Here is a 22,405-nt window from a genome sequence, read left to right as displayed (position 1 = left end):
CCCTGCCCCCGTTCCTCTTCTCAGGCTATTTGCGCTGTTTGAGCCAGTTGTTGCTGGTTGAGATAGAAATAATGACCTTTTCTGGCAATTAATTCATCGTGAGTCCCGCTTTCGACGAGTAAGCCTCGATCTAAAACCAGGATCAGGTCAGCATGGCGCACTGTGGACAGGCGATGGGCAATAATTAGGCTGGTGCGCCCTTGGAGAATTGTTTTCAGGTTATTTTGGATAATCCGCTCAGATTCGGCATCGAGGTGGCTGGTGGCTTCGTCTAAAAGCAATAAGCGGGGATTTCCGAGTAAAGCACGGGCGATCGCTAGCCGTTGGCGTTGTCCACCAGATAACATCCCCCCACCTTCACCAATTTGGGTTTCGTAGCCAGCAGGCATCAGCTTGATAAATTCATCGGCTCCTGCTAAACTTGCGGCTTCAATAATTTCCTCTAATGTGGCTTCTGGGTGAGCAATATTGATATTTTCGCGGATTGTCCCGCCAAACAAGAAGGTATCTTGATCGACAACTCCAATTTGCGATCGCAGCGATCGTAAGGAAATACTAGTCACATCTTGGGCATCAATTAATACTTTGCCATCTGTCGGCAGGTATAGTCCCAAGATCATCTTGGCGAGGGTTGTTTTCCCTGAACCACTACGTCCCACAACCGCTACAGTCTGCTGCGGCAGGATTTCAAAGCTGAGATTTTCTAGGACATTAATATCACTCTCTGGGTGATAGCGGAAAGTCACATTGTCAAACTTAATGTGTCCTTCTAATCTCGGTAAAAACTGCCGGGGTTGATGGTGTAAATCTTCCTCTGGTTCTGCTTCTAAGACATCGTTAATTCGTTCACTAGAAATAACTACTTCCTGAAGTTGATTCCACAAAACAACCAGCCTTTGAAAGGGGCGAATAATGTTACCCAACAACATATTAAAAGCAACTAACTGCCCAATTGTCAGTTGGTTTTGAATGACTAACCATGACCCAAACCACAGCAATCCCGTAGTTACTAGCGTTTCAATTCCAGAGCTAAAAAGTTGCATTTTGTTACTAATTATCTGCCCAGCAAAGGTCTTTTTAATCACATTATTTAATAGCTCTTCCCAATGCCAGCGAACTGTTTGTTCAATTGCCATTGAGCGAATTGAGCTAATACCTGTGAGGGATTGAATCAGATAACTATTTTCGCTAGCTGAGGCATTAAAAGCCTCGCGATTAATGCGCCGAAAGAAAGGTGTAGCAACGAGCGCCAAAATAAAGAATGGGGGGATAATGCATAAACTCAGCAATGCCATTGGGGCGCTATACCAAAACATCAAACCCACGTAGATAAACACTGTCAGCAAATCCAAGGTGATAGATAAAGCTTCCCCGGTGAGGAATCGCTGAATTTTATAGTTTTCTTGGACGCGGGAAATAATATCCCCAACGTAGCGGGATTCAAAGAAGGCTAAAGGTAAGCGAAAGGTATGTTTAATAAAACCCACCAATAAAGCTACACTAATGCGGTTGGCTGTGTGATCGAGTAGATATTGCCGTAGTCCATTGACCACGACACTGAACAAGCCAAAAATCAGCAACCCGAAACCGACGGCGTTTAATGTCAGGGTGCTACGCTGCACAAGTACTCGGTCTAAGAGCAACTGAGTTAATAAAGGCGTAACCAATCCAAATATCTGAATTAACACCGAAGCCATGAAGACTTCTAACAGGACTTTGGAATGAGGTTTGACTAAATCAAACAACTGCCAAAATTGTGTACTCGATTCTTCAGTTTCTTTGAGGAGGGCTGTGGGTTGCAATAACAACGCGTAACCAGTCCAACCAGCTTTAAATTCTTCATCGGTGAGGGTACGTTGTCCGAAGGCTGGGTCACCGACAATCACCTGCTTTTTGCTGATTTCATAGACAACAATGTAGTGTCTACCTTCCCAATGTGCGATCGCAGGTAAGGTTTGTTGTGCTAATTTATCCAAGCTGGCTTTTACCGGACGGGTAGTAAAACCAATACTTTCCGCCGCAGTTGTTAAACCCCGCAATGTAGCACCGGTGCGATTAATATTAGCTAAATCCCGCAGTCGGTTCACACTCAAGCGCTTACCCCAATAGCGGCTAATCATCACCAAGCAAGCGGCTCCACAGTCAGCAGCGCTTTGTTGTTCAAAGAACGGATACCGCTTGGTTAAACGTCCCCACCAATGACCAGCTTTAACTGTAGGACTGGGAAAATAAGCTTGTTTTTGCTTCTTTTTCGGTTCTGGGTCTGGTGGTAATTCTCTGCTTCTCCTGGGGGTAATGACTTGTACAGGTGTATTCTGTGTAACATTTTGCCGTTCTGATGATAACTCGGCTAATTGCGGCCAGTATTCTAATGCCAGTGGCCAATCAGCATTTTTTAGGCTGTAAACCTGCGTAGGTTGAGTAGCGCGCCAATCTTCCTGCTGGGGATATACATAGATGTTTCCCGGCGTTAATGTCCGCCCATCTGTGTGCTGTAGTTCGCCCTGATGCAATAACCAGAGTTTGGTGTCTTTAAAGAGTTTGGCTGGGAGTGAGTCACCTTCTACACTGTGGCGCTCAAATAAAGCCAAGGCTTTGAGTATCCCTTCTACAGACCCATTGTGAGGCACTAGGGACGTTTGGCAACATAATAACAGTAGATCCCACAGTTCGGCACGTTGTTTGAGGCGATCGCGAATACTCGGATGTCTGCGGATCACCTCTTGTAAAGATGCTTGCGGAAAATACGCCAGTTTTAACTTCACAGAAGCTCTAGCCACATAAGGACTAAACTCTTGTTCTGTAAATAAAGTCAGTTCACCAAATGATGCTCCTGTTGTCAGGGTAGTAATTAAGTTATTCGAGCCATCTAAAAGTCTGACTTTACCTCCCAGGACGATATATATGCCATTCGGTGCGCTGGCTGCTTGCCAAAATTGCTTGGCTACTGGTGGTTCGACAATTTCCACCCCAATCAAGCATCTTTCAATTTCTTTGTCTGATAACGGCTCACCCAAGCTGTGGATAAGTTGTTGCGCTAAGTATTCCGGGGAAAACGCTGATGCCATTTACTCACCTCCAAGACAGAATTATTTATTGGTCTGAATCAGATTTAATGACCAATGGAAATTAGGCTCGGAGTTAGATTGCAAGTCGCAAATCGTAATCCCAGTATCCATTCGGCTACGCTCAGGACAAGCCTTGGTTTGATCAGTTTCTGGTGGGGTGGAACTTTTCCGTTTGGTTGACAGTCCCATTTGTTTAAGAAGGCGATTAATGTGGCGATCGCTAATTTGGATGTTAAATTCATTGGCTAAATGTTTGCTTAACCATTGGGCTGTCCAATAAGTAAATGCATAACCATAATCACGAGGACTATGGCTAACCAATTCTTTCAATCGAGCCAGATATTGGTCATTGACAATTTTCGGTCTACCGATGGGTCGCTCATTCCATTTGTGTGCTAAACCGGCTTCCGCTAAACCAATCCAGTAGCGGGCCATTTCCTGAGAGCAACCGATGATTTCACAGATTTGACTTTGAGATTTACCCACATCGGCTAATAACATAATTTCAATCCGCCGCCGATATTCTGGCTGCAAATCAGTTTGTAAACTTTTCAGCAAAGCTTTCCTTTGAAAAGATGTCAGAAACTTACCTTCTTGAAAGTTGGGGATGTTGTAATTTTCAAAGGTTTCGCTTTGACTAAGAGAGTGTGACATATTTATTACCAATTGTCATTTACTGAAAATGTGGGTAATTTCATCTGTTGCAGCTATAGTCAAACCCGAATAAATCAGGCTTCACAACTGCAAAAGTAATTAGCCTTTTCCAGCTAATTAAGTATTTACGTGATCTGGGTATAATGCTTGGTAATTTACCTCTAGTATTGTGACGGACTAGAGGATATATACCCATGTCATCTTGGCTTTTTGTCCTCAAAATTTCACCATGCTAATTGGCTCTACACCCAATGAGAGGTGTTATCAAAAAGCTGCTGATACATCACGGTATTTTTATATTTTTCCCAGTCAACACATTCTTAGTTAAAAGCTGCGCTCTTGTGGTGTGAGCGATAGCTGGCGTGGCGTAGCCATAAATAGTCAGTAAGTAGTAGTAAGCAAACCTGACAAAATATGAAGCAAGCATAGCTGTTGTCTAATCTAATAAACAGCAATTTCTGGTAAGACACCTAAAACCAGTAAACAACTCACTGGCTAACCCCAATAACTCGACAAACTTCCCAGAGAATCTAGTGTGATCTTGGTAGTGGTTTCAACCAGTCGTCTTGGTTGATATTCACAGGGAAGTAATTTGGAGTCAGACAGTGACTCCTATTTTGAGGATGTTACCGATAGCTGGCGTGGCGTAGCCATACTCTGCAATACAGGTTTATAAGTCAACCTCAAAATATTTAAACTGGTTGTGTTTCGATTACCAAAAATCTGGTTGAAACGTGTTCCATCACAAAATGGAACTTAGAGGCAGCTAAGGTCAGGTTATGAATACAAATCTACTTCCTAGACTAGCCTAATACTAGCTAATATCTCATCAGCAGATTTCAATAAATCTAGAATTATCTCGAAAACAAGTTAAACGAAAAAGCGACAGGTGTTCACTCTGTTGTCTTAACCTACTGTTATCCTTTTAGAAATTTTCCTACATCTAGTCAAGGGTTTTGCCAAAAAAGACGAAATCTTCACTCAATATTGATTATATCTTTATTTAAAATTAATAATTAATTTTGTCTGGATAAAATCAATATATTTATGATGTTTTATGTTAAGTAAAACTGGGGCATTAAAGTTTACTGATTAATCTCTAGTATGTATGACAATACTATAAGATACTTGCATGAATTTTTAGCGTAAATAAAAATCATAAATAATAAATCATGTCTTTACATCTATCTTTAGCGACATAAAAATATATGAATTCATATCTATTTTTTGAGATTTAACATATCTATCTATAGGATGAAATTGATTAGTTTTGTTGAAATATAGGACTACTGTTTGATTTTTGAACAGACACGTAGGGTGTGTTAGCGGTAGCGTAACGCACCAAAACTTTAATAATGGTGCGTTACGGACTTCATCCTAACGCACCCTACAATACTTAATTTTTTCATAAATCAAACCGGATTCCTATATGTCCGAAAAGATATTACCAAAAACCCCTAGTACCGCAAGGCGGAAGTCAAAACTCTTCCAAGTAGGAATAAGTAGGTCGGCGTAAATAAAGTTAACTGGCTAGGGTTGTCCTTTGTCATTGGTGAGGGTTTCAGTCTTGTAGTGGCGTGGCAAACCTAAATTAGTGCATAAGCATAAATATTGTGGGGTGGGCTTCTAGCCCGCCCAGAACAGGCAAGATGCCTGTTCCACAAGAGAAACATAATGCAACATTTTAAGCTTGTCACGCCACTACATAAATAAAAAAACTGGAAGCTACTCATTTTGAGCTTCCAGTAGTTGCAGAAATAATCCTGTTTGGGAGACAGAGGATTATGATATTTGAAAAAAAGCGTAAGAGCTATAAAATCTATCAGCCATAACTACGATTTCAACGTTACTTTTTCTGTTTCCACTGCTGGTATTGACGCTAAATATCACCTTTTTAGGCACACATAACACCAAATTCAGTCAAGAAGCTCTATTCAGTTTATCCACGTCTAGAGACTCAATAGCAAGCATGAAAATTCAAAATTGCGGGGAGACGCTACTCTAAATTTTCTTGGCTCAGACTTCCTGGAAACAAGAACCACCAATAGCAACGCTTGTATCATCAGTCTTGGTTTAGGAGTTATTTACTCCCTTAGATACTGACTACTCAGCAACAGCAATCAGTTAGATATGATTCATAATCAGATATTCATTCATTTGATGTTTGTAACTAAATTTGGGGGGGGAATCACCTCTTGTTTAGTAGTTATCTCTAATTTATAGGATTTTTGTGTCCAATATTTGCCATTTTGGCAGATTTTATTGAGCAATTTTGCTGTTATAAACTAGCCTTATTTATGTTAAATAACACACCCAACAGGTGATCAAAAAATTGACTCTATCCCTAGTTTGAGGAATAGAGTCGTTCATGGTCAACATTTGATGGGATCAACTAATTATCTAAACCGCTACCACGAATTTCATTTGTTTGCTTTCCCACCACCTCAAGATAAGCAAAGTCTTTAATTTTACTTAAACAACTGGCTGAAGCATTGGTATTAGACCTGTGATTCATCGATGGTTGGGCAGCTTTCATATTTTGATGATGCTGTTGCTGCGTTCTGCTAACTTGGGTATTGTCTTTCAGCAATCGATTGTAAGTGCGATAGGGAATGTAATGCAAAGGATTGTAACCAACTATGCGTAGCATTAAAACACACGCCCAGGAATACTTACCGGCAAGAATCGCTTCTACTATTTGATCGAATTGTTGAGGATTCATTGCTTTATTGAAGTTGCTACTAATTCCAGGAATATTTTGATTCATAGTGTTAGTTATCTTTGATGAGACTAGTCTAGATTCGGAGGTGTTTCGTGTAAAACTTGACTTGCAGTTACTTATGGGTAGTGGGGCTGATAATTGAGGGCAAAAGACTTTGATTAACAGGTACATCCAGACATTTGGGAAGTCCTAAGTCGCTGTGTTAGTCCCTTGAGTTTGGCTAGAAGACTATTAAGGAGGGTTTTAGTTTCCGACTGGAAAACTAAGAGTAGAAAAATTAAAGGTTGCAGTGAGAGACACACCAGGAGATTTATTTCTGGTAAATTCATTGTGATTGAGGCGGCAAAACTGCTGTAAGTTGACACCATCGGAGAAGGTAAATAGTAGTAAAAATAAAAATCATCAAGTTTCATCTCTAAACTTCTCCCTTTACTTGAGGTTGTGACTGCATTTGACCTGATGATTCTTGCCATGAGTTGACCTTCAATCAAAAGTCTATTTGCTGCTTGATATGGATCGTGATAGATGCAGTTTTGACCTCTTTTGAATGTCTCAACTTCTAATTTAATTGACTTTCCCTGATAATTTTATTGTATATTTTTGCTCTCAAATTCAGAGCTTTTTGGTAACAAAGTTCAGTTGATTCTCTAAAAAAGTAACTATTTATCTGAGAAAATTAGGAACAACTTTAGTAAGTATACTACTGTTCACTATTAATGTCATCTCCTGTTTTAGGATATGGATCATTAAATTTACTGACTGGTTTCATCTCTAGTTTTATCGTGTGTAAGTTTATTTTATGCCATTTAGTTACTAATGCGTGAGGGGGGTCAAACCCCTCGTTTAAAATGCCTTTGATACTTGTTTGTTTATGAGGTTACTAGAAAATTTACCACTAAATAGATTAATAAACAACTGAGAATTAGAGCAATATAAATAACATCAAAAAAAATCAAAATATTTTGTTGAGTTAATTTTATTGAGAATAATTCCTAAATATTTCTGAGCAAATGCGACGATAATTGCTTGCTATGAATGGCTTCTAGCTGGAGTGCATCTGTAAAAATGCCGAAAATTATGATTTATCTGGCTGAATCTTGAGCAAGTAACCACGAAGAATAATTTGTACTTATTAATGCTTCATGGTATTATTTTGTAAATTTTTAAATATTTTGAATTGCCTAAAATAAAACATCCTCAAAAGGATGTTTGAAAAGTATGCTTTAGCACTTTTTGTCTAAACATCATTCATGTAATTGCAAAAATTAGACAAGTTTACTTTGTAGAATGTGTTATTAAGTTTATCCGGAACAAAATTGCCTGAATTGAGATTACAGTTGTAATTGCAGTTGGGCTAAGTGGCGATAAAGACCAGGTTGTGCGATTAATTCCTGGTGAGTACCTTGTTCAATCAGCACACCTTTGTCTAGGACAAGTATGCGGTGGGCGTGACGCACACTAGATAGACGATGGGAGATGATAAATGTGGTAATATCTTCGCTCATCTGGACTAAGTTCTGCTGAAAGCGCCGTTCTGATTCTGCATCCAGGGCGTTAGTGGCTTCATCCAAAATTAAAATAGCTGGGTTCGTGATTAAGGCGCGCGCGATCGCAATTTTTTGTTTTTGTCCACCAGAAAGCCTGACACCTGTTTCTCCGACTTGGGTGTTGTAGCCCAAAGGTAATGCGGCTATAAAGCTGTGTGCATCGGCTCGCTGGGCGGCGGCGATCGCCTGTTCTGTACTAAACTCGGAATTGTACAGGGTGATATTTTCGAGGATGGTTCCAGAAAACAGAAAACACTCCTGTGGTATAAAACCCAACTGACTCCGCAACGATTGGGGCGAAACCAGGGAAATATCTTGTCCATCAATCAAAATCCGCCCTGTGTCAGGACGATATAAACCAGCCAGCAAATTCACTAAAGTACTTTTACCAGAACCACTCTCACCGATAATGCCAATTGTTTGCCGTGGTTTCACCTGAAAACAGATATTTTGCAAAGTCTCGCCATCTTCATCGGGGTGGTAACGAAAGCAAACATGATCAAAATGCACTTCCCCCCGAATCGCAGGTATTGCGGGAAGTGGGGTGTGAAAATTTGCTTCTGGTTGGGAGGCGAAGACATCTTCTATCCTCTCGACAGCAACCTGTACCTCTGGGAACTCATCCCACAAGTCTACTAAAGCTAAAACTGCGATCGCCATATGACTCACAAGCAGATTAAAAGCGACAAATTTACCCAGTGATATCTGTTGACTAATCACCAGATTTATTCCCAACCACAAAATCACAGTGCTACCCAGCTGATTAATCGCACTCCTGATCAGTTGTAAGTTACTCGCCAACTTCCGCCCACGCAACCGCACCTGTAACATATTCTGAAAAAGCTTTTCCCAATGCTTCTGCACTGAATATTCAGCTGCTGCGGTTTTGACTGTGACAATACCAGCAAACATTTCGCTGATGGCGGAGTTTTGTGCGACTGATTCCTGGAAGACTTCCTGCGATGCTTTTTTGAGAAATGGGCTAGAAACGATACTCACAATTACTATGAATAACATCCAAACCAGCACTAGAAGAGTAAGTTGCCAGTTGTAATTAGCCATTAGTCCCAAATAAATCAGCACCATCAAGCTATCTATAGTGCCACTAACCGCCATTCGAGTCAGAAACAATTGAATTTTGCTATTTTCCTCAACCCGGTTGATCATGTCTTCCACTGGACGCGATGCAAAAAACAGCAAGGGCAACTGCAACGTATAGTTAATAAAACGACCAATTAAGTGAATGTCGATGCGATTGGCAATATATTCCAAAAGGTATTGACGCTGGGCGATTAAGACAGTGCGCCAAATACCCAAGCACAGGAAGCTGAGAGCAAAAATATTTAAGGTATCAACATCTTTCAGGGGAATTATTTGGTCGATGACCACCTGAGTAAATAGGGGAATCGCCAGCCCAATTACTTGCACCAACATTGAGGCGAGAAGAATTTGACCGAGTAATTTTCGGTAATTCCGCAATGTATTCCAATAACGACGCAGAGAAATTTTTTTGCTCTTGAGGGTATAAAAACGCTGAGTAGGATTTAGAAGTAAAGCGTATCCTGTCCAACTAGCTGCAAACTCCGCCAGTGACAGCCACCGTTTACCTATAGCTGGGTCAGAAATCAAAAGGCGATCGCTTTTAACTTGCCAAACCACAACATAGTCAATTTCTTGCCAGTGGGCAATCCAAGGATTTGTATGAGTATCTAATTTATCCAAACTAGCCCGCACTGCTTGCACATCGTAGCCCAAATTATCGGCGGCGGCGGCTAAACCGTGGAGAGACGCACCCATGCGATCGATTTGTGCTAAATTTCGCAGAGTGTAGAGTCCCCAGCGCTTACCCCAATACTGGCTAATCATCGCCAAACAAGCTGCACCACTATCTGATGCACTTTGTTGTGGAATAAACGGATAGTTAGGCCATAACTTAGCCCTAAATTTCGGCTGGTTTCCCCCTTGAGGAAAATCAATTTTTTCCACTTCTGATGTATCAGGATCATCTTCGGTACTCTGGGGAAGAGGAAGGGGGATTTGGATGATTTGTGAATTTGTCTGTTGTGCTTTTGGTTCAGGAAATAAATCAGGTGCTAAGGCCTTTACAGATTCCCAATGCTCTATTGACAGGTGGTAAACTAACACATCCGTTTGGGCAATGCCATCAGTCAGTGTGTCATCAGGATATACCCAGCTGTCTCCTATATGTTGTGAGTTGTCAATTTTCCCCCCCGCCAACCAAAATCGTCCTTGCGCTGGCGCTGTTGCAGCTTGCAAGGATGAACCAGCCGTAATCTTCATGGCTACGAGGTAGGATAGCAATTCCTCCAGAGTGGAACTGGTGAGGGAACGCCACTGGGTATGAGTTTTAAAAAAAATCAGTGCTTGCTGCTGATAAGTGAACAGCTGTAAATCACTTTCGAGATCAGGTATGGAGTGTAAGCACTGTTTGAGGTCAGCAATAGCTATTTGCGCCACACAACCTGCACTAGTTGCGATCGCTCGATATGGTAAAGTTTGATGAAAAAATAAATGTTCTGCCCCAAAAGTTTGCTCTGCTAATAGCAATTGTGTAGAAACTTCCTGCCCCAGAGTGGCATCAAAAGCCCACAAGCCCACTTGACCTTGGCAAATTAAATACAGAAAATTGCTGCTATCTTCAGTGTGTCCATTCAAATCCTCACCTGCTTGAAACTCTCGTATCACCCAAGATTGGCTCAAGTCTGACTCTAGACTTGTATCCCCCTCCACTATCTGTAAAAGTTTGAGGATAGATACTGGTGGAGTCGGAGATTGTTGATTTCTGGTATTTTTCGTCATATCTCCTTGAACTCTGAACTATAAAGAGTAACGTAGACCGAAGGGCTGGCCACAATCGCATAAAGCCTTCTCTTCGAGACGCTCCGCGAACGGCATAGCTTCTCTACGAGACGCTCCGCGAACGCTTATGGTGCTAGCCTTTCCCCAAGGGCTATCGTGTTCACACAAGTGATCGAATCGCCCCCTAACCCCCAATTCTGGGGGAACAAGAATTTTCAAAGTCCCCCAAACTTGGGGGATTTAGGGGGCAAAACAGGCTCAAACGCAGACAGACAGGACTTGTGTATACACCGTAGCCCAAAGGAAGAAGGACAAAAAGAAGGAAATTTGTAAATCCTGGCAATAATGGGGTTTTACTTCATGACTATCGGCTGTAAATAAAAAAACAAGAAAGGGTGTTATTAATCACAGATTTCTGAAGTTTCATTTTTTTGATTTTTTTTATACAACAATTTTAAGAACAATATTTTACTCACAAAATGCAGATGCGATAAATATCAAACTTTTCATCAGCTGCTGTTGCATTCTGATGTCAAATCATATTTAGTAAAGCCTTTACTAATTCTTTGTCTGACTAAAATTAAGTAGGTAAGCAGGAATAAACCAAACTAGATTACAACTCGTAAATACTCCTGAAACCCTCACCAATGAACAATGACAAATGACGACCCTAGTTAACTTTATTTACGCCAACCTACTTAGTCATCTTTGGATTTTGGCAAAAAGCAGTTTGACTGCGTAAGTATTGGAAATCTTTTTTTAACCCTAGTTATATGTTCTTTTGGTTGATGAAACACCCGGAAAATAAAACCAAAAATTGGCGATACTTAGTTTTTTGGCTGCAATGACAAGCTGCACGGTAAAACATCTGTATTGGTCTTTGAAAATTTTTGTAGCTTAATATACACAAAGATGTTGTGAAGCTGAAATTTATGTTTGGTATTACCTGAAACCCTTTAAATGTCAGACTTTTTAAATAATTACTAGATTTTTAAACAATATTTATCTGTGTTTTTTTTATTAAGCAATATTGTAGTGTCTTTATTTTACAGACAGATACTTTAGGATTGTTTAGACCAAAACTGGAAAAACTAAATTACTAGTTTCACAAGAGTTTACGAAGTTTTTATGACAACAACAGCTTTTTTGAAAAACTTGGCAATGGCAACAACTGGAGCCACCTTTATGGTTTTAGGAAGTCTTGCTTCTGCCCAAGCAATAACTATCGGCGGCATTGAATATACTCTGGGCGAGCAAATTTTTGCCACCGGGGGTAACGTAGCTGCAACAATTCTACAAGGCAACCCAAATGCTTCATTTGTCAGTGACTTACAACTATTTAGTACACTTGACCCCAATGGAGCATTCACGCTAATTGGTACTAATCAAGAGATTGGTAAAATTGTCGATTTAGGAATATTTCCATCTGGACAAGAATTGTTTTTTGGCATATATGTCGGTAATACTGACGAAACTTACTTCTTAGGTTCAGCAGACCGCAACCCTGACAATATTATCCATGCAGGTTTAGCAACGATTGCACCAGGAGTAATCAATGCTACTTTTGAAGACGGTGAAAACGGTGGGGATTTTAGCTATGACGACGTACAACTCCAAGTCCTTGGTGCTATTAGTAGCAACCCACAATCTATACCAGAACCAACTACTTTTTTAGGTGTTTTGTTTGCAGGTGGAGTGGGAATTTCTCAATTAAAGTTCCGCAAAAAAGCTTGAGATCAGCAGTGCTAGTTGTTTTTTAACTAAAAAAAGCAAGCCTGTTAGGTAACAGACTTGATCTGAACATAGTTTTAATATAGCGTTTCTCGCTTGGGTAGGGACAAGAACCCCACCTCCGCAAAGGAGGCCACGGTGTACACACAAGTGATCGAATCGCCCCCTAACCCCCAATTATGGGGGAACAAGATTTTTCACTCGTCCCCCAAACTTGGGGGATTTAGAGGGCAGAACAGGCTCAAACGCAGACAGGCCGGACTTGTGTGTACACGGTAGCGCCAGCGAGGAGGGGGCTATGATCTACCTCATGTGATGAGGAAACGCTATATGGCAATTCTATTTAAGAGATGTGCTTTTTGGCATCCATAACGAGATAAATTGCCCAAATAGCCATCGCCCGTAGATAGGTACTAGCCCGGAAAGTCCCAGATGCGGTAATCGCTTCCGGTGTGCGGAACTGTAAGCCATTGTGGTAAATTTGCTGCACCACAGCTTCCGTTAACTTCAATGCTTCATCCTCCATCCCCATTTGGACAAGAAAAGCCGCCAGTCCAAAGTTAATTCCTGTCCAGACTTCCAGTGGATGGGTAGCATTGGGGTTTTCTGGTGAACCATCAGGACGGACACCGTTAGCAGCCCCAAACTCACCATGACAGAATTTAAGAAAGCAAGCATCATAAACAGTTTCTAAAGCCGATAAAGCGCGATCGCTTGGTACAATATCTGGCAATCCCAATAAACGTGCATAAAATTGCCCACACAATTGATCCGCCATCACTACATCAGAACCACTCTCACTATCCAAGCGGAAATACTGACCATTCCAAAGCTTTTCTTGATAAATAGGACGTGACTGTGTTAACCATGTTTGGTAGGTAGATTTTTGTACCGCCAAGTCGCCCGCGCGCAGCGATGCCCGCAAGGGCTGTAGGTCGCCAAGGTTGTTGTTTGATATAATTTGGCTAATAGCGATCGCAGCTTCTAAAGCCGCCAACCACAAACCGCCACAATAAGCACTCACACCTTGCAAACGCCAATCATCAAAAGTTTGGTCAGGTGCGCCAGAGTTCTCAGGAATCCCATCACCATCTAAATCAAAGGTTTTCAGATAATTGAGAGTTTGCACAATTCCCTCCCAACAATCTGCCAAAAACTGCACATCATCAGCACCAGTTAGCAGAAAATCTCGGTATACTTGCAAGACAAAATCACTACCCAAATCCTTCCACAAATTACAGTCTTGATAGCAGGTATAATTAGTTTTTTCCCAAACGTGTTCATTCGGTGCGCCCAAATCGTGAGGTGTTGCACCTGCGACTTTCCGGACTGCGGTTGTGGTATCTGCGCCAATGGTGTAGTAATAACCAATCACACGCTGATGATCGTCACTATGGGGAATTGCCCGTGCAAATGCCCGCATCACCGATTTTTCGAGTTCTGGAAACAAGTGCAGCAGCCCAAAGGAACCATATAACCGGACATCCAGACTTTCGTACCAACGATAATCTAAGCATTCCAGCACCGCAAACTGCCCAATGGGGTCAAGTTCTGAGGCTGCACTCCAGAGAGTTCCACCGCTAGTTAGGTCATATAGCTCATTGAATAGAGCCATTTTAAACCAGTCTGGTAAATCTTCCCGGTCAATAATCGGCTGTTGCCAATTTAATACGTTTTTATACCAAGTTTGATATTCTGTCAGGGCAGTAGAAGCGATCGCACCTGCATGATCACCACCACGCCCAAAAAAGTCTGTATATCTGCGGTAATAATTAATCCCGGCGGCAAATTCTGTTACCGGAAAATCCCAAGATAACACAAAAGGAATTGCTAAAGTTTCCCCTGGTTGCAGAGTAAAACGGAGTGCGATCGCCACACCAATTTGTGTATTGTCTGACGCGGGAGTGGCATCTTGAAAATTAGGCAAAGAACCATCAGCAGCAAAGCTTTGCCACACATCTGACCCCGTACCCGCAGGATTCCAGCGAGTATTGTAAAATACTTCTACTTGGGGATGTTTGATAGTCGCAATACACCAACTACCATCGCCTTCTGCTACTGACTGATCACCAGAAACTCGGCTACAAATACAACTAAAATATTCTGTATCTTCACTTATTAAATTGTAATTATCTTTACTATTGCCTAAACACGGCTGATAGGCATAAACCGGACTACCATCATCCCGTATCCGCACTTCTGGAGACTTGAGCGCATTAGTAAACCAGCCCACCATATTTTGCCAAGTGAGCATAATACTCAGAGTAATAGGTGCATTTGTCGGGTTATGAGCATTCCAGTGAAACACCGCCACCGGATAGCTAGATTCTTGATAATTTCCTGCCCAGATTGGTGAAAACTGCTCACAAGTTAACTGGGCTTGAAACACATTCTCGTAGACAAACCAGCTACGCGGATATAAAGCGTGATAAGTTCCTGTTGACTGTGTGGCTGTAGATGCTGGATACCATTTCCAAGCTGCGAGACTACCATTCTCCGGCGGTTCTGTAGCCAAAGCATAACTTTGAGAAGATGTCCCATTGGATTCAAACACACTAAATTGACAAGCGGGGATATTTTGAAACGTATGTTCACCGCCGTCAATGTGCCACAGATTAAAGTCTCCTCGTGAAGAACGACCGATACAACCTGCACCAAAGCCACCCAAAGGCATACCGTGCCAAGGGCCATCATCAATATTACTAGCGTAGCGAACAGTATAGGGCTTGTCCCAGCCTAAGCCGATGGGACGACTCCAAGTGCAAGCAGGAATTACGGACGAAAGCGGTTTTTTCATCGCCTGATTTTACAAAATTTAAGTACTTTAGCACAGCTAATTTTGTGCATAAGCATAAATATTGTGGGGTAAGCTCTCTAGCCCGCCCAGAACAGACATCTTAACTGTTTCACAAAAGAGATGGGGAGATGAGCAAAATTTTCACCCACTCCCCAGTTCCTCTTACAGTTGACGTACTAAAGGCTTACCGTCTTTAACTTCGCCGACTAAAACTACATCTGCACAATTGACGAAGATCCCATTTTCCAACACACCGGGAATATTATTCAGTGTTTTTTCTAGACTAACGGGGTCGTCAATCGAATCAAATGTTACATCTAGTACCATATTGCCTTGGTCGGTGATGACTGGCCCGGCTTTTTTAACACCCATGCGGAGTTCAGGTTTACCACCGAGTTTTTTGATGGCATTAGTCACAGGGGTAATAGCCATTGGTATCACCTCTACTGGTACAGCAAAAGTAGAACCTAAGCGCTCGACTAACTTACCACTATCAACCACAACGATAAATTGCTCTGCTAAGTAATCAACTACTTTTTCGCGGGTATGTGCTGCACCGCCGCCTTTAATCAAATTCTTCTGAGGATCAACTTCATCAGCCCCATCAATAGCAATATCAATGTGGTCAACAGCATCTAAGGTGGTCAGAGGTACGCCGTATTGTTTCGCCAGCACTTCTGACTGAAAAGAGGTAGGAATCCCCACAATATCTTTAAGTTCACCAGATTTGATGCGATCGCCTAAAAACTGAATTGTATAAGCTGTGGTAGACCCCGTACCCAACCCGACAATCGAGCCTGATTTTACCAGGGCGGCGGCGGCTTTGCCAACTTCTTGCTTCATCAACTTTACTGGATCTGCTGTTGCACTCATCCCAAAACTCCGGAAATATTGACTAAATGGTCTCTTACGGCCGACTATACTACATACTAGGCATTCCCAATTCACTCACGCAAAATTCCCCATTATTTCCAGCAAATACATGATTTATCAGCTACACAACCGCATAATTGCAGTTAGGTTATAATATTTGTCTGGCTTAAATTTACCAGTTAATTCTACGTAAAAGTCTTTTTAGTCTCGTTCTAATGATTACTTAATTTCGATTTTGCATCTTCAGTGCTACATTCTCACTACCCACTGTTAGGGTTTGTTTTGCTGTGACTATAAAACCTAACTTGAAATTTTAAATTAGGGAAATTTTAAATTTAAACTAATCATCTGAATGTCCCAGTAAAGTTAGTTAATATAGACTGTGCAGGCTAAATCAAAAAAGAGCGAGCTTAATTAAATTTAAACTAGCAAAAATTGTCCACCCACGTTAATAGTAAGCCATGATTGAATAACTAAAAACAGTCAAATTACTTCTTTACCTAACAATGGCAACTTTGTCAAGCTAAAATGCGTCAACCAGCCTAAGTCAATATTCTGAGTATCACCCCCAAAGGTGAGTATCTCAGTTATTTATAGATGCAGAATAGCAAAATCACCATCATGATCAATATGCGAAAGTTGCTAGGTACTCTTTCCTTAGTATTACTACTGCAAAACCTGACATTAAGTGTTGCTAGAGCGCTAGAACCTAGTGAAGCATTGCAATCTGAAGCAATCCAACAGGTAATTACAGCTAAATTAATGACGAATTCACCTGATGGTAACTTTTATCCAGAAAGGATGATTAGTCGGGCAGAATTAGCTGCAATTTTGGTGAAAGCATTTAACCTCGATCAACGCGAAGCCGTTAAAAACCAAGAATCTAAAATAGTGCCAGATGTTCCCCCTTCCCATTGGGCATTTAATGAGATTCAGGCAGTTTTAAAAACGGATATTATGAAAGGATATCGGGGCAATTTATTCTTCCCTAATCAAAGAGTGACAAGGGCAGAAGGTTTGGCGATTTTTGCCCAAGCCTATGGTGTATTTCAGTTTGGTGATGACACCGTAAACGAAATACTTGATCCGCATCCAGATGCAGCATCAATTCCAGTATGGGCTAGAAGAGCGATCGCCACAGTAGTTGCGGAAGGATTTATTAACACAGATGCCCAAAATAACATTTCCCCATTACGGCCAATGACCCGTGGAGACATGGCGTATCTGTTGAGTCAATATTTACAAAGGCAGCAACCACAACCAAAAATGCCAGTAGTTCCTGGCGTTACTCGTAGCCCTGAATCACTTTAAAGGGAAGCGGATAATTTTAGAAGCATCCCGACCGTGGGAAAATCAAAGAATGTTAGAAGTAGAGTTTAGAGAGGAACACCCTATAATATGCATCTGAGTGAAATCACCCATCCTAACCAGTTGCATGGTTTGTCGATCCGACAATTGCAACAAATCGCCCGTCAAATTCGAGACAAGCACCTACAAACCGTAGCCACAAGTGGAGGACATCTGGGGCCTGGTTTGGGAGTTGTAGAATTAACACTAGGGCTTTACCAGACACTGGATTTGGATCGGGATAAAGTCATTTGGGATGTGGGACATCAAGCTTATCCCCACAAACTCCTGACAGGACGCTACAACGACTTTCATACCCTCAGACAAAAAGCCGGAGTTGCTGGTTATCTCAAGCGGTGTGAAAGCAAATTCGATCACTTTGGTGCCGGACACGCTTCTACCAGTATTTCCGCAGCATTGGGTATGGCTTTAGCGGGAGAATTGAAAGGAGAAAAATTTAAATCAGTAGCCGTAATTGGTGATGGTGCTTTAACTGGAGGAATGGCTTTGGAAGCCATCAACCACGCCGGACATTTACCTAAAACGAAACTGCTAGTGGTTCTCAACGACAACGAGATGTCTATCTCTCCCAACGTCGGCGCAATTCCCCGCTACCTGAATAAAATGCGTCTCAGCGCACCCGTGCAGTTTATCAAAGATAATTTTGAGGAACAGTTTAAGCAAATTCCCTTTGTTGGTGAATCTTTGTCTCCCGAACTGGGACGCATCAAAGAAGGAATGAAGCGTTTAGCGGTTCCCAAGGTCGGTGCAGTCTTTGAAGAACTCGGTTTTACTTATATTGGGCCAGTGGATGGGCATAATCTAGAAGAATTAATTTCTAGCTTCAACCAAGCACATGAAATGACAGGGCCTGTTTTAGTCCATGTGATTACAGTTAAAGGTAAAGGCTACGAAATCGCCGAACTAGACAAAGTAGGCTACCATGCCCAAAGCCCATTTAACTTGACCACAGGTAAAGCTGTTCCCTCAACTAAGCCCAAGCCCCCGGCTTATGCCAAAGTCTTTTCCCACACTTTAGTCAAACTGGCGGAACAAAACCCCAAAATTGTGGGCATTACCGCTGCAATGGCTACTGGAACAGGTTTAGATAAACTCCAAGCTAAACTACCCAATCAATATATTGATGTCGGGATTGCGGAACAACACGCTATCACCCTAGCTGCGGCGATGGCTAGTGAAGGAATGCGCCCTGTGGCTGCTATTTACTCCACCTTCCTGCAACGGGCTTATGACCAGATAATTCACGATGTTTGTATTCAAAACCTGCCTGTGTTCTTCTGTTTAGACAGGGCGGGAATTGTTGGTGCTGATGGTCCCACCCACCAAGGTATGTATGACATCGCTTATCTGCGCTGTATTCCCAATATGGTAATGATGGCACCCAAAGACGAAGCCGAATTGCAACGCATGGTAGTAACTGGCGTTAACCATACAAGTGGACCAATTGCCATGCGTTACCCCCGTGGTAACGGCTACGGTGTTCCCCTGATGGAAGAAGGCTGGGAACCTTTAGAAATTGGTAAAGGTGAAATTCTTCGCAACGGCGATGATGTCTTAATCATCGGCTACGGGACTATGGTCTATCCCAGTATGCAAGTAGCGGAAATTCTCAGCGAACATGGCATTCAAGCAACAGTGATTAATGCCCGTTTTGTCAAGCCTTTGGATACAGAATTAATTTTGCCTTTGGCGAAGCAAATCGGCCGTGTTGTGACTTTGGAAGAAGGCTGTGTCATGGGTGGTTTTGGTTCGGCTGTGGCGGAAGCATTACTAGATGCTGATGTCGTGGTTCCTGTGAAGCGGATTGGTATACCAGATATCTTGGTAGATCATGCGACACCAGATGAATCTAAGGCGGAATTAGGTTTAACTAGTCGTCAAATAGCTGAAACAGTCATGACTGCTTTCTTTCAAAAGCAAGCATCTCCTGTTGTCTAGTTAAGATTTGACATCTGGTGACAAAATAGGGACAATTCATCAATTGTCCCTACAAGGATGATGGAAGATACATCTTTCCATTCGGTTGATGTTTAATTGAGCAAATTACTAATACCATCTCTTTATGAGGTTTATTTTTTGATGGTGCAACCGTTTAAAACTCTTGCTGAGTCTTTATTTCAAAGGTTTTTGTCACCCTCTCAGGCTTAATCCACAAAGCATCTGGTATTCGCCAAATCGTTTCTAATATTCTTTGACTGTTATCCATCTTGATCATTCTGAATCAGCACAATTTTTCGCTGCTTTCGCCTTCATACCGCCAAAACTTCACCTTCAATCCATCACGAGGACGCGAGAAAGGTAACACAGTCCGTTCTAGATTTTGGTTAGGCAGGAGTTCCCATTGATAGTTACGCACTAACAAAGCAGCAAATATTTTCATTTCCAATCTGGCAAACTCTTTACCTAAGCATTCTCTAATTCCGCCACCAAATGGAATGTGACTGAAAACTTTTTGTTTGTCCTCAGCCCGTTCTGGAGAGAAGCGGTCAGGGTCAAATTGTTCTGGATTTTTATATATCTGCGGATCTTGATGAGTTTCAGGAATTTGATAATAGATATCCCAACCCTGCGGAATCACGTATCCACTGAATTCACAAGCTTCTAAAACTCGACGGGAACCACTCCGAACAACAGGCGGGACAAATCTTAAAACCTCCTTTAGAACTTGTTCCAAATAAGTCATTTGCTTCAAAGTATTTTGGGTTAGAACTAGGGGATTACCAAGGCGTAATTGTTCCACACGAAGCGCCTCTAATACTGTTGGATGTTGAGCTAGAAGCTGACATAGGGAAGTCAGTGCTGATGTGAGTGTTTCATGTCCTGCAATGAGCATTCCTAAAATGTTGTCTTTAATCTCAACTCGGCTGAGTGCATTTCCTGCCTCGTCTTTTGCCATCAGCAAAATACTTAAAACATCTTGCTTATCGGTCGGATGTTGCTGACGTTGATTGATGAGTTGATCAAACTGCATGAGTAGTTGCTCTCTTGCTCGTACTGCCCGCTCGAACTTACTGCCAGGAAAACGCAACGGAATCGTCAATAGCCCTCTACTCCAAGTTTCATAGACGTTCGCCAGTTCTTCATCCACCTTCGTGCTAACGTCAATGAATAATCGACAAGCAATGTCGAGCGTGTATTGTTTTAACTCGTTATACCAAGTCAGCGTTCCCATCTGTTCCCACTTGTGTAAATAGTGAGGAGTCATGTCCGTCATCGTAGTCGCATACGTTTCTAAGGCTCTCGGTTGAAAGGCTTGAAACAGTTGGCGACGCAAGACTTGGTGAGCCGCACCAATTTGAACACCAATGGATTTTTCGCCAAGTAACACCTCAAAATTGGGTGTGTTTGTCATCTCAAGTTTCTGACCATCATTGGCAAATAGAAATCTTGCGGCATCTGCTCCAATCAAAGCAATGGTTGGGCGACCAAATAGGGAAGTTTTGAAGACATTGCCGTACTTCTGCTGTCGTCTGTCAATAAACTCTTCTGGATCACTTAAATACTGAATGGATTCTCCAACTAGAGGTAAACCAAGATGACCTGGGGGAAGTGACAGCGTTTGGGAAGTGGAAGAACTGCTCATATTTGGTTAACTCCGTATTTTGATACGATACCGTTTCGTAAACTATAATAGCTTTTATGAGCAAAATTGACAAAAAGCCGGGAAGACCTCGCAGTGTCGAATCACATCAAGCCATCTTGCAAGCAACATTAGCGTTGTTGGCAGAAATTGGGTTTGATGCCATGAGTATTGAAGCAATTGCGGCTCGTGCTGGAGTTGGCAAAACAACCATCTACCGCCGTTACGCAAGTAAAGAAGAGTTGATGGCTGATGCCATCGAAAATATGCGAGAAGAGGTTGTGATTCCGAATACGGGCAACTTGTGGGGGGATATTGATGCGCTGATCGAGAACGCATCACAAATTACACTCAGTCCCCTGGGGCGACAAACGGTTGCCATGATTATTAGTAGTGCGTCCAGTAATTCTCAGTTTGCTCAAATTTACTGGACAAAATACTTACAACCTCGGCGACAGGCTTTTACGATTGTCTTGGAACGGGCAAAAGCAAGAAATGAAGTTCAACCTGAGATCGATTCCGATCTAGTATTTGACATTATGAGTGGTGTAATGCTGTACACACTAATTTTTCCCCCTACAACTAACTTTTGGGAAGTACACGTTCGTCGTTGCTTAAATCTTGTTTTGCAAAATGCAGTAGTCTAGTACACATCTTCCTACGCCAATGTTAGGCAAATCAGTTTTGAGATAGTGTCTAAGGACTACAATTAATGGATAAAGTCCCATTAGTTAAAACTGAAACATTTACTCTATATTCTGCTAGGCATTTGGTTATTGAGTTACCTTGTCTAATTTCTATATCTTCTGCAAGCTGGCAACTTTTAAATTGTCCTTTATCATCAAAAGAGATATAACTTTTGGCTCGACAAGGAAAATTAGATATACCTGAACTAGAACTAGACAACTGCAAGGTCATATCTTGACCAAGGTTACAAGCGGCTAATGAGTTGTTGGCATGATTAATAATTGTTCCTGGTTCACAGACAATTGATGCTTGAGCCGGCAGGGACATAGCAAAACTAATTGTGAATAATCCCCAAGAATAAGTTAAAAATGCCAAGGACTGAGAGTAAAATCTCATAGAAAAATACAGATTTAGTTAGTATATTTATTCTATTAATTTTGATACCGCCACTGTCAGGGTTAATTTACTGAAAAATTATTTTAATAACTTTATCATAACTTCACATTTCATCTTGGTAAAATTCAGATTACTATGAATTTTAATCCACCACTAGAGATT

General features: G+C 41.7%; 13 protein-coding genes. 4 read left to right on the top strand and 9 right to left on the bottom strand.

Annotated elements, in window-relative coordinates; translation table 11 throughout:
- Window positions 1–20: 20 nt before the first annotated feature.
- The 5 genes from AACX33_RS12525 to AACX33_RS12505 form a co-directional block, all read right to left on the bottom strand.
- Complete coding sequence (locus AACX33_RS12525; RefSeq protein WP_193997250.1) at window positions 21–3,068, bottom strand: peptidase domain-containing ABC transporter; 3,048 nt, start codon at window positions 3,066–3,068, stop codon at window positions 21–23.
- A gap of 21 nt (window positions 3,069–3,089) precedes the next feature.
- On the bottom strand, window positions 3,090–3,722 hold the full coding sequence (locus AACX33_RS12520) for a helix-turn-helix domain-containing protein (protein WP_193997249.1): 633 nt from the start codon (window positions 3,720–3,722) through the stop codon (window positions 3,090–3,092).
- A gap of 2,392 nt (window positions 3,723–6,114) precedes the next feature.
- The gene (locus AACX33_RS12515) at window positions 6,115–6,489 is read right to left on the bottom strand and encodes a HetP family heterocyst commitment protein (RefSeq protein WP_193997248.1); all 375 of its coding nucleotides are present in this window, start codon (window positions 6,487–6,489) and stop codon (window positions 6,115–6,117) included.
- Between the two features lie 113 nt (window positions 6,490–6,602).
- Window positions 6,603–6,857: a hypothetical protein gene (locus AACX33_RS12510; RefSeq protein ID WP_339406611.1), complete on the bottom strand. Its 255-nt coding sequence runs from the start codon at window positions 6,855–6,857 to the stop codon at window positions 6,603–6,605.
- A 918-nt stretch (window positions 6,858–7,775) separates the two neighbouring features.
- Window positions 7,776–10,811, bottom strand: coding sequence for a cysteine peptidase family C39 domain-containing protein (locus tag AACX33_RS12505; protein WP_193997247.1), 3,036 nt, complete (start codon window positions 10,809–10,811; stop codon window positions 7,776–7,778).
- Window positions 10,812–11,939: 1,128 nt separating this feature from the next.
- On the opposite strand from AACX33_RS12505, the gene AACX33_RS12500 reads away from it, so the two are divergent.
- On the top strand, window positions 11,940–12,545 hold the full coding sequence (locus AACX33_RS12500; RefSeq protein ID WP_193997246.1) for a hypothetical protein: 606 nt from the start codon (window positions 11,940–11,942) through the stop codon (window positions 12,543–12,545).
- 340 nt (window positions 12,546–12,885) lie between these two features.
- Here AACX33_RS12500 and AACX33_RS12495 read toward each other — a convergent pair whose 3' ends face one another.
- The gene (locus AACX33_RS12495; protein WP_193997245.1) at window positions 12,886–15,339 is read right to left on the bottom strand and encodes a GH116 family glycosyl hydrolase; all 2,454 of its coding nucleotides are present in this window, start codon (window positions 15,337–15,339) and stop codon (window positions 12,886–12,888) included.
- Between the two features lie 162 nt (window positions 15,340–15,501).
- The gene (rpiA, locus tag AACX33_RS12490) at window positions 15,502–16,212 is read right to left on the bottom strand and encodes a ribose-5-phosphate isomerase RpiA (protein WP_193997244.1); all 711 of its coding nucleotides are present in this window, start codon (window positions 16,210–16,212) and stop codon (window positions 15,502–15,504) included.
- Between the two features lie 597 nt (window positions 16,213–16,809).
- Here rpiA and AACX33_RS12485 point away from each other — a divergent pair.
- Together AACX33_RS12485 and dxs are read left to right on the top strand one after the other, a co-directional pair.
- Window positions 16,810–17,523, top strand: coding sequence for an S-layer homology domain-containing protein (locus AACX33_RS12485; RefSeq protein ID WP_228048602.1), 714 nt, complete (start codon window positions 16,810–16,812; stop codon window positions 17,521–17,523).
- Window positions 17,524–17,610: 87 nt separating this feature from the next.
- Window positions 17,611–19,518 carry a 1-deoxy-D-xylulose-5-phosphate synthase gene (gene dxs / locus AACX33_RS12480; RefSeq protein WP_193997243.1) on the top strand — a complete coding sequence of 636 codons (1,908 nt, stop codon included), beginning with the start codon at window positions 17,611–17,613 and terminating at the stop codon, window positions 19,516–19,518.
- Between the two features lie 283 nt (window positions 19,519–19,801).
- Here dxs and AACX33_RS12475 read toward each other — a convergent pair whose 3' ends face one another.
- Window positions 19,802–21,163, bottom strand: coding sequence for a cytochrome P450 (locus AACX33_RS12475; protein WP_193997242.1), 1,362 nt, complete (start codon window positions 21,161–21,163; stop codon window positions 19,802–19,804).
- 56 nt (window positions 21,164–21,219) lie between these two features.
- Between AACX33_RS12475 and AACX33_RS12470 the strand changes: the two genes are divergently transcribed.
- Window positions 21,220–21,807, top strand: a complete 588-nt coding sequence (locus tag AACX33_RS12470; RefSeq protein ID WP_193997241.1) for a TetR/AcrR family transcriptional regulator — start codon at window positions 21,220–21,222, stop codon at window positions 21,805–21,807.
- 49 nt (window positions 21,808–21,856) lie between these two features.
- Here AACX33_RS12470 and AACX33_RS12465 read toward each other — a convergent pair whose 3' ends face one another.
- Window positions 21,857–22,243: a hypothetical protein gene (locus tag AACX33_RS12465; protein ID WP_193997240.1), complete on the bottom strand. Its 387-nt coding sequence runs from the start codon at window positions 22,241–22,243 to the stop codon at window positions 21,857–21,859.
- Window positions 22,244–22,405 lie beyond the last annotated feature (162 nt).

Origin of the sequence: Nodularia sp. LEGE 04288, from assembly GCF_963896525.1 — a bacterium.
GTDB lineage: Bacteria > Cyanobacteriota > Cyanobacteriia > Cyanobacteriales > Nostocaceae > Nodularia.
This window is presented reverse-complemented; position numbering and strand designations above follow the sequence as displayed.

Excerpts from the sequence above, each read along its gene's own strand:
- AACX33_RS12525 (WP_193997250.1), bottom strand. The coding sequence starts at position 3,068 with ATGGCATCAGCGTTTTCCCCGGAATACTTAGCGCAACAACTTATCCAC.
- AACX33_RS12520 (WP_193997249.1), bottom strand. The coding sequence starts at position 3,722 with ATGTCACACTCTCTTAGTCAAAGCGAAACCTTTGAAAATTACAACATC.
- AACX33_RS12515 (WP_193997248.1), bottom strand. The coding sequence starts at position 6,489 with ATGAATCAAAATATTCCTGGAATTAGTAGCAACTTCAATAAAGCAATG.
- AACX33_RS12510 (WP_339406611.1), bottom strand. The coding sequence starts at position 6,857 with ATGAAACTTGATGATTTTTATTTTTACTACTATTTACCTTCTCCGATG.
- AACX33_RS12505 (WP_193997247.1), bottom strand. The coding sequence starts at position 10,811 with ATGACGAAAAATACCAGAAATCAACAATCTCCGACTCCACCAGTATCT.
- AACX33_RS12500 (WP_193997246.1), top strand. The coding sequence starts at position 11,940 with ATGACAACAACAGCTTTTTTGAAAAACTTGGCAATGGCAACAACTGGA.
- AACX33_RS12495 (WP_193997245.1), bottom strand. The coding sequence starts at position 15,339 with ATGAAAAAACCGCTTTCGTCCGTAATTCCTGCTTGCACTTGGAGTCGT.
- rpiA (WP_193997244.1), bottom strand. The coding sequence starts at position 16,212 with ATGAGTGCAACAGCAGATCCAGTAAAGTTGATGAAGCAAGAAGTTGGC.
- AACX33_RS12485 (WP_228048602.1), top strand. The coding sequence starts at position 16,810 with ATGCAGAATAGCAAAATCACCATCATGATCAATATGCGAAAGTTGCTA.
- dxs (WP_193997243.1), top strand. The coding sequence starts at position 17,611 with ATGCATCTGAGTGAAATCACCCATCCTAACCAGTTGCATGGTTTGTCG.
- AACX33_RS12475 (WP_193997242.1), bottom strand. The coding sequence starts at position 21,163 with ATGAGCAGTTCTTCCACTTCCCAAACGCTGTCACTTCCCCCAGGTCAT.
- AACX33_RS12470 (WP_193997241.1), top strand. The coding sequence starts at position 21,220 with ATGAGCAAAATTGACAAAAAGCCGGGAAGACCTCGCAGTGTCGAATCA.
- AACX33_RS12465 (WP_193997240.1), bottom strand. The coding sequence starts at position 22,243 with ATGAGATTTTACTCTCAGTCCTTGGCATTTTTAACTTATTCTTGGGGA.